General features: G+C 39.0%; 13 protein-coding genes and 1 tRNA gene. 7 read left to right on the top strand and 7 right to left on the bottom strand.

The genetic code is table 11. The features are described from left to right. Nucleotides 1-207 precede the first annotated feature (207 nt). The 7 genes from V7L20_RS27025 to V7L20_RS26995 all read right to left on the bottom strand — a co-directional run bounded on the left by V7L20_RS27025 (nt 208) and on the right by V7L20_RS26995 (nt 9,095). Nucleotides 208-702 carry a hypothetical protein gene (locus V7L20_RS27025; RefSeq protein ID WP_334747022.1) on the bottom strand — a complete coding sequence of 165 codons (495 nt, stop codon included), beginning with the start codon at nt 700-702 and terminating at the stop codon, nt 208-210. A 328-nt stretch (nt 703-1,030) separates the two neighbouring features. Next, on the bottom strand, nt 1,031-2,476 hold the full coding sequence (gene gltX / locus V7L20_RS27020; protein ID WP_334747119.1) for a glutamate--tRNA ligase: 1,446 nt from the start codon (nt 2,474-2,476) through the stop codon (nt 1,031-1,033). Between the two features lie 138 nt (nt 2,477-2,614). Beyond that, a tRNA-Asp gene (locus tag V7L20_RS27015) sits at nt 2,615-2,688 on the bottom strand. Nucleotides 2,689-2,797: 109 nt separating this feature from the next. Next, the gene (locus V7L20_RS27010; RefSeq protein WP_334747021.1) at nt 2,798-4,324 is read right to left on the bottom strand and encodes a serine/threonine protein kinase; all 1,527 of its coding nucleotides are present in this window, start codon (nt 4,322-4,324) and stop codon (nt 2,798-2,800) included. A gap of 94 nt (nt 4,325-4,418) precedes the next feature. Beyond that, a complete protein-coding gene (locus tag V7L20_RS27005) occupies nt 4,419-6,041 on the bottom strand; it encodes a serine/threonine protein kinase (RefSeq protein ID WP_334747020.1) in 1,623 nt (540 codons plus the stop codon). 279 nt (nt 6,042-6,320) lie between these two features. Then, a complete protein-coding gene (locus V7L20_RS27000; RefSeq protein ID WP_334747019.1) occupies nt 6,321-7,505 on the bottom strand; it encodes an esterase-like activity of phytase family protein in 1,185 nt (394 codons plus the stop codon). 129 nt (nt 7,506-7,634) lie between these two features. Beyond that, nucleotides 7,635-9,095 (bottom strand): TM0106 family RecB-like putative nuclease, encoded by a 1,461-nt coding sequence (locus V7L20_RS26995; protein ID WP_334747018.1) that lies wholly within the window; start codon nt 9,093-9,095, stop codon nt 7,635-7,637. 175 nt (nt 9,096-9,270) lie between these two features. On the opposite strand from V7L20_RS26995, the gene V7L20_RS26990 reads away from it, so the two are divergent. The 7 genes from V7L20_RS26990 (at nt 9,271) to V7L20_RS26960 (ending at nt 15,912) form a co-directional block, all read left to right on the top strand. Next, complete coding sequence (locus tag V7L20_RS26990; protein WP_334747017.1) at nt 9,271-10,464, top strand: aminotransferase class V-fold PLP-dependent enzyme; 1,194 nt, start codon at nt 9,271-9,273, stop codon at nt 10,462-10,464. 194 nt (nt 10,465-10,658) lie between these two features. Continuing rightward, nucleotides 10,659-11,741, top strand: a complete 1,083-nt coding sequence (locus V7L20_RS26985) for a glycosyl transferase (RefSeq protein ID WP_334747016.1) — start codon at nt 10,659-10,661, stop codon at nt 11,739-11,741. Nucleotides 11,742-11,989: 248 nt separating this feature from the next. Continuing rightward, nucleotides 11,990-12,403, top strand: coding sequence for a secondary thiamine-phosphate synthase enzyme YjbQ (locus V7L20_RS26980; protein ID WP_334747015.1), 414 nt, complete (start codon nt 11,990-11,992; stop codon nt 12,401-12,403). 277 nt (nt 12,404-12,680) lie between these two features. After that, nucleotides 12,681-13,430 (top strand): hypothetical protein, encoded by a 750-nt coding sequence (locus V7L20_RS26975; RefSeq protein WP_334747014.1) that lies wholly within the window; start codon nt 12,681-12,683, stop codon nt 13,428-13,430. Nucleotides 13,431-13,469: 39 nt separating this feature from the next. Then, on the top strand, nt 13,470-14,258 hold the full coding sequence (locus V7L20_RS26970; protein WP_334747013.1) for a Nif3-like dinuclear metal center hexameric protein: 789 nt from the start codon (nt 13,470-13,472) through the stop codon (nt 14,256-14,258). 493 nt (nt 14,259-14,751) lie between these two features. Then, a complete protein-coding gene (locus tag V7L20_RS26965) occupies nt 14,752-14,970 on the top strand; it encodes a hypothetical protein (protein WP_334747012.1) in 219 nt (72 codons plus the stop codon). 630 nt (nt 14,971-15,600) lie between these two features. Further along, nucleotides 15,601-15,912 (top strand): DUF6679 family protein, encoded by a 312-nt coding sequence (locus tag V7L20_RS26960; RefSeq protein ID WP_334747011.1) that lies wholly within the window; start codon nt 15,601-15,603, stop codon nt 15,910-15,912. Nucleotides 15,913-15,980: the final 68 nt, after the last annotated feature.

Below are 15,980 nucleotides of genomic sequence, written 5' to 3'. Positions count from 1 at the left end.
ATCGCACGAGAAAAGGGAGCGCAACGGGATGCAAAGACACGGATAATTTCTCCAGAATGCTCCTTGTGTCATTCCAGCCTCTTTCAATCATGACTAGGGGAAGTAGGGGAGATGAGGGAGAAAAGGAAAATAAACAATGCCCTGCAAAAGCCTTGATATACAAAACTTTTGACTTTTGACTTCCGCTTTGCGGTAATGCCCCATTCCTTACTTAACTTCTGTAATTTGTAGAGTGTAAGGAAGATACTTACCTTTTTCGTAGGAACCAACCCAAACTTCGTAAGTTCCAGGCAGCCATTCACCAATCATGCCAGCATTTTTGCCATCAAAATCGTCATTGCACCAAGTACCACCGGGCCCCTTAATAATGATAGTGGTGTCTTCAGGACTTTGAACTTGCAGCTTTAGGTAGTCAAATTTACTTGTTAGCGCTAATGTGTGGTCTGGTGTTTCATCAACAAAGCCGGTGCAAGGGCCAGTGGCTGTTTCACTTCTGGCACCTACTTGACTCCCAGATATTGAACCACCACTCATCCCGCGAACTGTCAGAGGGTCTGGAGAAAACTGAGGACCAATGGTGACATCTCCAAATATCGTTGGCGCTTCCTGAGCATCGACGGCAGCATTTACTGTCGATGTGATGAACAGCATAACTATCATGAACGATAATCTCATCCCTCTATTGAACGCTTTTTTTGGCATTGTAATTACGTTCGCTTCTAAGTGTTTTTGAAGACATGAATTTTACACACCAAGTTCCCAACGTGAGGAGAATTGACTACCTATTTTAGATTTGAAAGTGGGAATAAATCATTAGTAATTAGTTAATGATTTCTTGTTCTTATAGTTGCTCTATTACTCGAGCAATCCAAAATTTATAGGAAATGGGGAATGGGCAATAGGGAATAGGGCATGGGGCATTGGTCAATAAATAATTAATAGTTATTCTTCCCCTGCTTCCCCTGCTTCCCCTGCTCCCTTATTTCCCCCACTCCCCACTCTCAGATCCATCTAAAAATTGTTGTAATCGTTAATTAGCTTTCGTTATTGCTCTACTCAAGCGCGACTTATCTAAATCAATCTGATTTAGTAGTAACCAAGATTGTATGAGGTCGGGGCCATGAACATCTCCAGTTAAGGCTGCTCTTAGCGATCGCATTACTAAGCCTTTTTTGACTTTTTGCTCTTTCACCACTTGTTTAATAATATCTTGGGCGGCGGCTTCTGACAGTTGCGGCTGATTTTCTAAAGCTGTGACAATCGCCTCAAGGACAGCATTAGAACCTTCTTGCTTCAGTTGTGTACTGGCTTCGTCGCTAAATTCAACTGTGTCAGTAAAAAACAGTTGGCTTTGAGGTACTGCATCTACTAAACGAGTCAAACTCTGGCTAATTAAAGTTACAAGCTGTTCTAACCAAGGGCGTTCTCTTCCACCATCAAATTTATACCCAGCCGCTTGCCAATAAGGTATAAGTAAATCTGTGAGTTTATCTACTGGTGTTTTGTGGATATACTGACTGTTCAACCAATCCAGCTTGTCCCAGTCAAACTTTGCACCTGCTTTATTTACACGCTCAAAACCAAACTCTTTAGCTGCTGCTTCTAAGGTAAATATTTCTTGGGTCGAGTCTGGTGGCGACCAACCCAGTAATGTCATGTAATTCACTAAGCCTTCAGCAGTAAAGCCCATTTTCTCAAAGTCACAAATGGAAGTAACACCATCCCGCTTAGAAAGCTTGCGCCCTTCCATATTCAAAATCAGCGGCGTGTGGGCAAACTCTGGGATTTTTGCACCTATTGCTTCATACAGTAAAATTTGCTTGGCGGTATTGGCGATATGGTCTTCTCCGCGAATGACATGGGTGATTTGCATATCGATGTCATCCACTACAACGACAAAGTTGTATAAAGGTTGACCGCTTCCTTCTTCTGAGGCGCGGGCGATGACCATATCACCACCTAAATCGCTACCTCGCCAAGACATTTTTCCCCTTACTAAGTCATTCCAGACAATTTCTTGCCCATCTTCTATTTTGAAGCGAATCACAGAGGAGCGACCTTCTGCTTCAAATGCAGCGCGTTGTTCTGGGGTAAGGTTGCGGTGACGGTTGTCATAGCGAGGAGCTTCGCCTCTAGCTTTCTGAGCTTCTCTTAGAGTTTCTAGTTCTTCAGAAGTGGTGTAGCAGCGATAGGCTAATCCTTGATCTAGCAGTTTTTGCACTGCTTCCTTATAAAAATCCAGGCGTTGAGATTGGAAAAATGGCCCTTCATCCCAGTTAAGCCCTAGCCAACGCAATCCTTCTAGAATATTCTCGGTGTATTCAAGACGCGATCGCTCTAAATCTGTATCTTCTATTCGCAGTATAAATTTACCGCCGTGGTGGCGGGCAAATAACCAGTTAAATACAGCCGTTCTAGCTGTACCAATATGTAAATTTCCGGTTGGACTCGGTGCAATACGGACTCTGACAGTCACAGTTAATTCTCTCTTTTGCAAAGCATGATAAATGTAGCTTATATTCAAACTCTGAATTCTGAGTCAATGCCTTTGGGAAATTCAAAATCCAAAATCACCTAAATTCGGTTCAGTGATTCACTACTCATAAATTTAGAACGGGACTGACGGGGCTCGAACCCGCAACTTCCGCCGTGACAGGGCGGTGCTCTAACCAATTGAACTACAGTCCCTTATTTGGCAACTTTGCTATTATCACTATTTTTTTTCTATTTGTCAAGTGTTTTGGAGTTGAAAATTAGGACTTTTTTGCACCCTCTCTCAAAAGGTGCAGATTTTTCGTCAAAATCCTGATAATACAGGCTGTGGCTGTGATTCCAGATGCTGCAATATCTGGGATTGTATTTGTTTATACTGCTGCTTTAATAGCTGTTTGCTCAAGTGGGGCACAGATGTTGGTGGTAGATTATGAATTTGTTGCGCCCAGGTTTTCAACATTTGTCGCTCAGTTGGCTCAATGGGACTGCTAAGAACATTGGTGCAGGAATGTGGTGCTTCTAAAGTAAAGAAAATCAAAGGATAGTGTTCATTTTCAGCCAGGAAACTTACCAGTCTAAGATTTTGGGGATTTTGCATATCTAAGTAGCAAGGTAGCCATTTAGGAGCCAATTGCCGATTGTAGAGTACAGTTACCCACAACAGCATTGGGTGAGGAGATGTCATGAAGATAAACTGGTTATAAGGGGTAGAAAGGGCATAGTTGTTGATTTCTTGTTTACGCAACATCAACCATAGCGTTGTCATAGATCCCTGTTTGGTGTCTATAAGCTGAGGAAAAACAATTTCTTGAATTGGTTTATTTTGAGGCCACAAAAGTTTTCGACAGCCTTGTTCTACTGTGATTGGTAAACCTGAATCTAAAGGACGGCTAAGAATGGAACTAGAGGGTAAAGTTGTAGCTATACTGGGGTAATTAGACTCTTCTAAACTGTTTAAAAATTGCAAAATCTGAGCGATATTTTGTGGGCGATCGCAAGATTTTTTCGCAAGACAAGACATGATTAAAATATTTAGCTTTTGAGGTATTTTAAGAGTAGGTTGAACATCTGCGATCGCTTTTGGTTGTTCAAAGTGATGTGCTTTATACCAAGCTCCAAAGTAATCAGTTTCTGGTTTCCAAGGTTTTTTGCCTGTGAGCATTTCAAACATCATCACACCCAAGCTATAAATATCAGAGCGACTATCTAATTTTTCCCCATCTAGCTGTTCTGGAGAACAGTAAGGTAAAGTACCATGAAATTCCCTGCTTGTACTAGCTGTTAATGATGTATAATTCAAAAATTTAGCAATACCAAAATCGAGAATTTTAACTAACTGCCCCAGTATTGGATCGGGAATAACTAATATATTGGCAGGTTTGATATCTCTATGAACTAACGGAGAAATTTTGCCATCAATGTTAATGCCTTGATGGGCACACTGTAAGCCCAAACAAATTTGGCGGGAAAGAGTCAAAAACATGGGCAGTGGTAGCGGAATTAAATCCTTTAAACTCTTACCAGATAAATATTCCATGACGTAATATGGTTTTCCTTTCTCATTCACACCATAATCATACGCCCGCACTATATGTAAGCTCTTTTGACTCAAAGCTGCACTCATTAAAGCTTCACGAGCAAAGTCTTGTTGCATTTTTTTATTGACAACAGTTTGAGTTAAAAACTTGATAGCAACTGGTATGCCTCCTAACAAAATATCATTTGCTAAAAAAACTTCACCCATGCCACCGCTACCAATTAATTGCTTGAGTTGATAACGATTGGCAAGCAAGCCCGTACTACTTGGGGATGTAAATAAGCTCTGATTCACTTTATTCACCTCTCCTGCTGAGTCTATTTAAAGTTAGTAATACACATATAAAAATATCATTAATTAATAATTTCAACATTTTTCTAGCAACCTTTCAAGGACGTGATAAAAGGGTTAAAAAACTTTCTAAAAATTTATCCATCCAATTTTTTAACCCTTCTGTCTCCATTTTCTGAGCTATAGCCAACTTTTGTAAGATGTCTAACTTCAAATTTTCATAATCTGCTTTTAAAAGATTTTTTGCTTGATTAGACTGAATTGATTCATTTGAATGTTGCCTCATGTCTAAGCAATTTATAAGTTGCTGGCGCTGGTTATTTGTAAGATTTAAGGTTGTTACATAAGAGCATTGAGTTGGATCTTCTACAGCAAAAAATAGTAAATGATAGTAACCTACTTCTACTAAACTACGTGCTATCTTCTGGCTTGTATTATCTTTCAAATCTAGAAAATAAGGTAGCCACTTAGCCATAGAAGGTTGAGTATCATATAGTACTGTTACCCACAATAGCATTGGGTAAACATTAATTTGACTAATAAATTCAGTACCATGTATTTTATCCAAAAATTTTGTGATATCCTGTTTGGGTAACATTGCCCAAAAAGTTGGTATAGCTCTTTCAGTCGTTTGTAGTAAATGGGGAAAACCAATTGGCGCAATTGGTTTATTTTTAGGCCAATTCTTCTGCAAACACTCTTTTTCTGATAATAAAGTTGAAGATACTAATTTAACCGGAAATGAAAGATTAATAATGTCACTGTTCTTGTTGGAAATACCATCATTAATCTGAAGATTAACTTTTTCTAAATCTTCTAATATTTGGTTGATATTTTGAGGACGATCGCTTACTTCTTTAGCTAAACAACTCATCACTATTTTTTCTAACGTCTGTGGAATTTTTACTTGTGGATTCACTTCCTCAGGGGTAGGTGGAATTTGAAAGCGATGCGCTTGATACCAAGTGCCAAAAGAGTTACTTTTTGTCTGAAATGGATGTTTTCCTGTCAGCATCTCAAACATTAGTACTCCTAAACTGTAAATATCAGAGCGGACATCTAGTAATTTTTGCCCTTCCATGTGTTCGGGAGAACAATAAGGTAAACTGCCAATAAAAGAATCTGTTAGGGTCATCCCACTTCGCTCTGTTAAAAACTTGGCAATACCAAAATCGAGTATTTTAACAATTTCTCCTTGTTTATTATCTTCAGTAAGGAATATATTTTCTGGTTTAATATCTCTATGAACAATAGGATAAATCTCTCCTTTGAGGCTGATACCTTGGTGGGCACATTGTAAGCCTAAACAAATTTGATTACAAATCTCTAAAAATTTTGCTATTGTTAGGGGCTGAACTTTGAGAAGTTGTTTGAGATTTTTTCCTTGTAGGTATTCCATTACATAAAATGGAGTTTTATCATCAGTAACGCCATAACTTAAAACGCGAACAATATGTTTACTTTTGCGACCCAACTGAGCGCCAATAAAAATTTCTCTAGCAAAGCGTTGGGACATGTGCTGATTAGCCAAATTAAATGATAAAACTTTGACTGCGATCGCCATACCACCTTTGGCAGTATCTTCTGCTAAATAAACTCTACTCATCCCTCCTTTGCCAATTAAATCTTTAATTAAATAGCGATTATTTAAGAACTGTCCAATATAATCGTCGCTCTCTGCTTTTTGCCCTACCATATTCTCAATTTTATTTTGTAACATAAAAATCATTCATGAAAAATATTGTTGGCAAAATATTTTAATAAATTTAGCTAATTATGAAATACAAATTGAGAAATTATTATATTTGTTAGAAAATATATGTTGTAATCAAAGTTAATCTCTCTGAAAAGTTTCCTAAATATTGTGTAACATATTTATTAAGCAACACGGTTGAGAAATTACACTGAAACTACAAATAAGCTAGATAAAGCTGTTTAGTAGATTCCGTGAATACACAGGAAAAAGTAAATAGTAGTAAACCTTAATATCTCTGTACAGCTAACGGTTGAGATTTGGGAGTAAACGGCGTAATAATCTGATTAGTGGTGTTTCGATTTTAATTTTAAAGGCTAGTATCTGGGTGCGTTGCAGGGAGTTAAAATTGTTATCACTGATGAGAATTAATGATTGCTGACCATCGGGTAGTTTAGGCCCAAGAGTTAAGCCTTCGATGTTGTCTAGCAGCACATCTAGGGTTCTTAAATCTAACAGCAGTTTTTTCTGAACTGGTTTAACATTTTTGGAGTCAACTGCTAAAAGGCTATTTATCTGATGAATATCGTCAGATCCTTTTAAAGAAACCTGAAATAGGGAAATAGCAAATCCTAAACCAGTAAAAGACCGTTCTAAACTTAGGAAGTGTCCTTGATTATCGAGAGCAAGTAAATCAGGTAATCCACTAGCGAATTTGCCAGTCAGATTCAAAAAAGGGGAAACTGCTTCTGTTTGGTAAAGAAATTCCTTTTCTGGCTGGTTGTTGAGCAAGTTGTATTGCAAAATCCGACAAGGAGTACCGATATTAGCTTTCGCTGCGACACCATCTTGAATAAGAGCATTTTCGGTGGCTGTGAATAGATGCTTTTTATCAGGTGTGATGGTAAGGCTTTCAAAAGCCAAATTGTTGCGGATACCTTGTTTACCACTTTTATCGGGCAAAAATTTGTTTGGTATGGGAAGTGTTGTAATTTCTTTACCAGAAGATAGTGAAAACTCTTTAATAAAAGGATTAATTAATTTTGCAGCATCACCTTCAGAAGAAATAAATACAGTTGTTTTATTAGTTAAGGCAATACCTTCTGTATCAGTTTCACCTGGGCGAAATGTTTGACCATTTTCATTTAATAATGTAATAACGCTGACAGGAACAACTCTACCCTTTTCTAGTAAACCCTTGCTTAAGTCGATTTTGAGGGCGTAAAAACGAGCGGCAGCTTTTTGTCCACGGTCATCGGAAATAACATAATAAAGGTTGTTTTTGGAATCATAGGTAATTCCAGATAAACCTCCAATTTCAGTTTTTTGTAAGGTTAAACCTTTGGCTAAAGTAGCTTCACCGATAAACTCTATGCTACTTATTTCAACGGCATTTATAAGTAAAAAATTGAATAAAAAAATGAGAATTATAATTGGGATAAAGAAGTAAATAATTCGTGGTATTTTCAAGATATTTTTAATTAGCTGCATTTATTTTGTGTAGAAGTGAAAAATTAGAAATAAGATATCACGCCAAAATCAGCATGGTTGCACTCTGTACACTGCTACAAATAACATGTATTTTAAGCAATTGAAAACTTTTAAAAAAGCCAAAATTACTTAAGCTAGCCGTAAACCATACTCATCCTGAAAAAAGTTTACAAGCCAGTTTTTCACTCTCAGGGTAGCGCGACAGTCATCTTCGTTGTAGCTTTGGATAATTTCTAATAAGGTGCGATCGCCTGTTTCTAGCCACTGATCGTACCAGTAAATACATTTAGCACCACTAGCTTCTTTTTCGCGCCACTCAAATCCTAACCAACGAGCGATCGCTTTCAGGGCATAACTTTCTATAGGCAATGCTACACTTTGGGTTAATTGTTCATATACATCCACAAATCGACTCAGTACAGGACGCACTAAGGAGGAAGGAGTTTTGTAAAGCTTGGCCAACCGTTTGACTGTATCAAACTCGTACACACAAAAATGGTAAATTGGTGCTTCGGGATATTGCCAAACCAAATCCAAAAATTGCTGCCAAACTAATTCTTCGTCTTCTGGTTTCTCTGCTAAAAACGAATAAAACTGTTCTGTATTGGCAAGTCTATCAACGACCAAAACCCCTAAAAGATAATTTAAATCCAAATCTGGTTGTGCTTCAATATCAAAGTAAAGCTCTATAGGTGCTGTGAATGTAATATCTTTTATTGGTAGCGGGTAGGGTAGTATTAACGGTCGTTTTTCCAATGCAGATTGAGCTTGCACTATCAGCTTAGGCGCTACTTCCCTGTCAAAACCAACTAGGTTTTCTAAAGCGCTGGGACTAGTGTTAGCGAGAGATTCTAATGTGGTGATGGCTACGTCTTGCAGTTGAGTGTAGCGAATGGGTGTTACACCTGGTAATAGTGAGAGATGTTTTTCAGATTGAGCGATCGCATAACATTGACTGTACCAATGGCAAAGATTGCACTTTTGCCGAGAAATAAATACCTCTGGCGAATTTGGTAACTCTAAAACTTGAATCAACTCCTCCAAAATCTGCTGCATCCGTGGTGTCCATTTGAGCAAATCCACAGGATAATTTCTTTCTTTAGTACGCAATATCAGCCAAGCTGTTTCTGGTGCAAAGTCCTGTATTGTTGCCAATACCTGCACATGAAATGCGGCAACAACTTGATATTCCTGCTTAGGGCGCTTACCCAGTTCAATATTAGCCGGAACGTACATCCAATCTCCAAAGCAAGATTTTCCTGGGCGTTTGACGAGTAAATCTGGACGACTTAGCAGGGTGTATCCTTCAGAATAAGTTGCTAACAGTACTCCCTTATAGATGTACTCAACCCCATCCTGCATCAATTCTAAAGTTGCTGCCTCTGCCGCTTCCCAGTTTCCATAAGAATAATCTGGTTGGTGATAAGTCACCTTTGCCAAAGCACTCAGCTGATGAGCGATTTTGTCCTCTTGTAGTTTTTGTAGCAACTCATTGGGAGTATCACGCTGACTTTTGTCACCGTGGATATCTAGAAAAGTCCGACGTTTACAGCGTTGGTATTGCAGTAGGAGTTCAGCATTAATTAGCATTCTTTTAAGTTAACAAGAATTAGTACGGTCTGGGAGTAACTCAGACAATTAATGATGGAGTGGGAGAATAGAGGAGATGAGGAGATGAGGAGGATGAGGGAGATGAGTAAAAAATAACTAACGATCAATGACTTTTGACTAATCCAAAATCTACAATCTAAAATCTAAAATTGGTATGACCAGTACTTTTGCCACACAAACCAGGTTGCACAGCCATCGAGAGCAATTTCCTGCTTTAGCGAATAAGACTTATTTCAATTATGGGGGACAAGGGCCAATGCCTCAAAAGGCAATGGATGCGATCGCCCAAACTCAAGCTTATGTTCAGCAAATAGGCCCCTTTGGTAATGAGGCGTATCGCTGGATAGCGCCCCAAACTCAAGCTGCTAGAGTTGCGATCGCTTCAGAGTTACATGCACCAAGCGAAACAATTACTCTTACGCAGAATGTCACTATTGGCTGTAATATCGCTATGTGGGGCATCGAGTGGCGTGCTGGCGACCATATACTGCTTTCAGATTGCGAACACCCAGGTGTGATTGCCACAACACAAGAAATATCACGGAGATTCGCGGTGGAAGTTACCACCTGTCCCCTCAAAGCAACTTTAAATGAGGGCGACCCTGTAAAAGTTATTGCCCAGCACTTACGTCCTAATACCCGCCTTGTAATATTAAGTCATGTTTTCTGGAATACTGGTCAAGTTTTACCTCTTGATAAAATTGCTGAAGTATGCAGAAATAATCATTCTTTTTTACTGATAGATGCTGCTCAATCTGCTGGTTTGTTGCCTTTAAACTTGACTGAATTGGGAGTAGATTTTTATGCTTTCACTGGTCACAAATGGTTATGTGGCCCTGCGGGTGCTGGTGGCTTGTATGTCCGACCAGAAGCACGAGAAAGCCTGAAACCTACATTTATTGGTTTGAATGGCATTGTTGTGGATAGTCAATCTCAGCCTGTAGATTGGCTTCCAGATGGACGACGATATGAAGTATCTACATTAGCTTATCCCTTGTATGTTGGGTTACAGGAGGCGATCGCAATCCATCAGCAATGGGGAACCTCACAGGAACGTTACGAGCAAATTTGCCAAAACAGTGACTACCTTTGGAAGTCCCTAGTGGCATTACCTGATGTTAAGTGTCTGCTAACTTCCCCACCCGAAAGCGGTATCGTCTCATTCCAACTGCTAAATAATCAGTCCCAAGCTAATCTCAAATTTGTGCAATTTTTAGACTCACAAAGAATATTAACTCGCACAATTGCCGATCCTAGTTGTATACGCGCCACCGTCCATTACTTTACTTTAGAATCAGAAATCGACCAATTGATTGAGGCAATTCAAAGTTTTAGCAAAATTAATTAAAAGTTAGGAGTTATAAGTTATCAGTCTAGTAATAATGATTTTAACTCCTAACTTTTGTACAGACGCGATTAATCGCGTCTCCTAACTTTTGTACAGACGCGATTAATCGCGTCTCCTAACTTTTGTACAGACGCGATTAATCGCGTCTCCTAACTTTTGTACAGACGCGATTAATCGCGTCTCCTAATTATAAAATGGAACGTCCAATCTTATACTTAGCCATAACTAACCACGGTTTTGGTCATGCTACCCGCACAGCTTCTGTAGCTGCGACAATTCAAAAATTATGTCCAGAAGTTTTGCTAATTCTGGTAACTACTGCCCCACGCTGGTTGCTAGAGTGCTATATAGAAGGCGATTTTATCTATCGTCCCCGTGCATTTGATTTGGGTGTGGTGCAAACTGATAGTTTGACAATGGATAAAGTAGCTACTTTAGAAAAGTTGCTCGATATTAAGAAGCATCAAAATTCACTGATTGCCTCAGAAGTCAATTTTATCTGCCAAAATCGCGTTAATCTCATCTTGGCAGATATTCCCTTCCTGGCTCCTGGATTTGCCAAAGGTGCAAATATTCCCTGCTGGATGATGAGTAACTTTGGTTGGGACTTGATCTACCGAGATTGGGGAGGTGAATTTACCGCAGTTGCAGATTGGATTACTGATTGGTACTTAAAGTGCGATCGCCTGTTTCGTCTACCCTTCCATGAACCGATGCAGGCTTTTAACAATATCACAGATGTCGGCTTAACAGGCGGTTCTCCCCATTACTCTGCTGATGATTTACGCTCTCTTTGGGGGATAACCGCACCAGTGGAAAAAACTATTTTGTTGACCTTTGGCGGCTTAGGTTTGCAGCAAATTCCCTATGATAACCTGCGACAATTCCCAGATTGGCAATTCATCATTTTTGATCAATCTGCCCCTAATTTACCTAATTTAGTGAAAATTGATGACCACAAATACCGCCCTGTGGATTTTATGCCTATTTGTGGGCGAGTCGTTTCTAAGCCTGGTTACAGCACTTTTGCTGAAGCCACATTACTAGGAGTACCTATCGTTACCATCCCCCGTGAGGACTTTGCTGAAGCAACTTTTATAGTAAAAGGCATAACAAATTATAACCAGCACCAAATCATTACCCCATCTGAGTTTTTTCAAGGAACTTGGAATTTTCTCCATGAGTTACCTCAACCACCAAAGCAATCTGAACCAATTGCTAAGGATGGTAATGAAGCGATCGCTAAAGCTATTCTCAATTTTTTGTACAGTAATTAAACTTTATTCAATTTACAACATTGAATCAGCTGCTAGTACTCCACGGCGGAAATACAGCAACCATTTAAAATCCCTAAAAAGCTCATTCCATAATACTTTTGACTTTTGATTTTTGAATGCGTAACTTCCGCCTTGCGGTACTAGCTTTCCTATGAGAAGCTTATAGCCATTTTCAATTACGTAAAATATACTAGGGGCAAACATTTGTGCTACCAAAAGTTATTAGTCAATAATTAATCAAATTACAGATGACTCACTACCAAAAGCTACTAAAAATTTCCACCACTGGTAAATCTTTTTACAACATCACTGCGAAAATTGAAACCACAGTTGCAGAATCAGGAGTTGAAACTGGTCTTTGTACTCTATTTTTACGTCACACTTCAGCTAGTTTAATCATCCAAGAAAATGCCGATCCCGATGTCCTTGTGGATTTAGCTAACTTTATGGCAAAACTCGTCCCAGAATCAGGAAAATATATTCACGATGCAGAAGGGGCTGATGATATGCCGGCACACATTCGTACCGCACTCACCCACACTTCTGAACATATCCCCATTAATCGTGGTCATTTAGTACTGGGAACTTGGCAAGGAATTTATATTTGGGAACACCGCCAACGCAATCATTTAAGAGAATTAGTTGTCCATATTTCTGGATAGGTGATTCTCAAGTTTTATTTAAGGTGGAGTTTTTTAGAGTTTAAATACTCTGGTTATCTCGCTTACCTTTTGGCTATAATCTCATAAACTCGCGGTGATATGCATTAAATAAATTTCGCCGCGATCGCTTTTTTATGAACATTAATCAGATAGAGGCTAAATAATTAGTGTAAATTTTTAAATAAAAAAGTAAAGTTTATTTATGATTAGTTAAAATTTTCTTTATTTTGAGATAAACTAATATTTGCTGTAAGCTGTCTGGGCTATTTCAATTACTATGAAGCAAGAACTGACACCGATTCATATTTTCCAATCTATTGATGAAATCCTTGCCCAGCAGTCTATTAACCTATTATCACTTAGTCCCAAAAAAATATTAATTACCAGTTTCGCAGAATTGGAAAATTTAATTAGTGAACAAAAAACTGATATTAAACTCCTCATACCCCTTCAAGAAACTCTCGAAAGCATAGTCCGTACTCAGTTGCAAAACTTTCCAGAAAACATATTCTGGGATTTTGATTTTCTGGTAAGTAGTATGCTAAGGCAAGCTTTAGTAGCAGATGAAGGTGCTATAGCTTTTTTAAAATATTTTGGTGAAAAGATGGTTTCTCTAACAGAAATGTTCGGAAATAAAACGGAAATGCGCTTCCGTTACGTTCACGATTTTATGTATGGGTTTGAGTGGGCAAGATGGGTACAAAAAGAGCCACAAAAACGCGCACATATAGAGCCTTTTAGTCTGGTTTTTTTGGATTATTTGCTCGTCAAAGGAAAAGAACTTTTACAACGGATTAATCACGGACAAATCATATCTTATAAGTTATGTGACACAGGCTACCGTAATCCCTTCACCTTTTCTCGTGAACCGGAAGATGAATATTGTCTTTTAACTTATCTTGCCCAAGAAGAACTTATCCCAGTAGCAATGTGGAACTGGAATGCTAGCCCTGTCTGGAACAAACCTTTCCAAGAAATGCGCCAGCAATTAGCATTAAAATTAAATATCCAACCACAGAGACACTGATTAGCAATTAAAATTAAAAATTGCTGAAGAAATATAGTTATGAAAATTGCTGAGTTAATTACTTGGTTTGAAGCATGGGCAAATCCCGCTTGGTGTGAAAGTTGGGATAATTGCGGGTGGCAGATTGAACCAGGAGTATTGCAGGAAAAAGCACGGGTTTTGGTATGTTTGACACCGACTTTGGCAGTAATGCAGGAAGCGATCGCTCTTAATGCTAACCTGATATTTGCTCATCATCCCTTGATTTTTACTCCTCCCAAATCTTTACGCACTGGGGAAGCGATCGCAGAAATGGTACGGTTATGCTTTACCCACAATATTGGTATTTATACTGCCCATACCAATTTCGACCAAGTGCAAGATGGTACTGCTGACGTTTTAGCTCAAATTTTAGAACTCAAAGAAGTTACTCCTATACAACCTACACAAGCAGGGTTAGGATATGGTCGTATTGGTTTGCTAGAGCCATTTATGACATTACACGAATTACTCGCAGCCATTCAAGAGCGACTTGCTCCCCCTAATTTGATTTTTTTCCCAAGTGTTGATTTACAGCAAACAATTTCACGAGTTGCTGTTTTGGGTGGTTCGGGGGCTAGTTTCATTTCAGCCGTCGCCAAAAGTGGTGCCCAAGCTTATCTGACTTCTGACTGTAAGTTTCATCAGTTTCAAGAAAGCCGCGATCGCAATCTCATTTTAATTGATGCCGGACATTACGCTACCGAACGTCCGGCTTGCGATCGCTTAGTGCAAAAATTCCAGTCCTTAAACTTAGACTGGGTGCAATTAAGTCAAAAGGATGAAGATTTCCGCCAGTTTTTTGCTTGAATGCTTGTGTTTAACTATATTTTGGGGATACTTACTTAAAAAATTCCCTATGTTTTAATATTGTCGAATTATACGTCATATCAGTATTAACGCTGGAAATTTGTGCGAATACTCTCTACGTAGAAAATAGATATAGCAATCCGATTTGATTCGGTGAATTACTTGTAGAGACTCAATATTTGGGACACTTTGATAAGCGGCAGTTGAATCTCGACTCCGCTCGATTACCGCGTAGCCGAAACTCGACTTTTGCAAAGTCTAAACTCAGTGCATTGCTGGGAAGAAGGAATAAAGGTATACTGAGTTTTTTTCAAGCAATCAAATATGAGTCCTATAGATGCACCTAAATACTATATTGTCACCCATTGATGTGATCTAAATCACTAACTTGGTGTAATGATAATCACATCATATTTATGCTCCATATCAATTAATATCAGAAGGAAATGTTCCACACTTGACGTAACAATTTGTTTACTCTGTCCTAACCAAGATGATTCGCACACTCGTTGAATCTGCTTTCCAAACTGGATATCTTAGTGTTGAATCTGAGGGATTACTCCATCAAGTGCTTGTCACTAAATGCTGGAAGGAAGAGGATTTGTCAGCGCTCGCAGCCCTATACGATGCAGTTCGGGCAGGTAAAATTAAACGAGAAGCCTCCTCATCGAACGCGCTTATGGAATTTCCGCTACCATATAAATCTTGCTGATACTCCCAATAGAGTTTGGAAAAGAGCAAGTTATTTCTTGAAGTGAGCAAGAGAAGCAGGAAAAGAAAGAATTATTGCCCAATAATTCTTTTTCCTCCCTTGCCTTTTATCTTAGTCATCATCAAGCAAAAACCTGCAAAAATCAAAACTATTTAGGTGTTATTGTTGAAAACTATCAAGGTCAGCAAGAGAATGAGTTAAGATCATATACACATGGGTAAAAGTAAAACCAAGTCCCCGGACTTCCCAGCAATGCCAATGATTATAAGTAGGCAAATTAAACAACCGCAATCAACGATTAGTTTGGAGTATTTTTTATTACATAATAGTAACAAGGACTCACCAGCAAATATCAACCTGGTTAGGACAGGTTCGGAATTGTTTGACTTCAATCAAGCAGACATTCCATAGAATGATCCCAAGGGAGATGTAAGTTCATTGCTAAAACAAGCATTGATTTATAACCCAAAATCTCCCAATATTTGACAAATACAAGCAAGTTTTGGGATTGGGTGATGAAGCGTACTTGTTCTCAACGGTGAAATTAACCTCTTAAAGGTGTAATGTAATTGGGTAGAACCCAGATTTTGACAGGTTTAACTACGTTGTTTAAAAAGGCAGAAACAGTACATGCTACACCGCAAGATTTATCAACTCTGTTGCGATGGGCGCGAGGTATGTGTTTTCTTGCGGGACCAGCAACGCTGGATTGAACGCGCCCGCATCATCGACATAGAGGGAGATTTAGTGACTCTACGCTATGAAACAGAAGAAGAGGACGAAATTTGTTCTTGGGAAGAAATGGTTCGCCTCGAGAGCATTGGTGCTGTAACGCAAAAACTGGCTTCAGTACCACGCGGGAATGTGGAACCTTTGATGACTGAAGATTGTCCCGAAGCCGAACGCATCCACAACCGTTATACTGACTCGAATCCAGAATAATCAGTCATTAGTCATTAGTGAGCCAGCGCGGTCTTGGGGGTTTCCCCCATGAACGACTGGCGTTAGCG

Origin of the sequence: Nostoc sp. (assembly GCF_036916735.1) — a bacterium.
GTDB lineage: Bacteria > Cyanobacteriota > Cyanobacteriia > Cyanobacteriales > Nostocaceae > Nostoc.
This window is presented reverse-complemented; position numbering and strand designations above follow the sequence as displayed.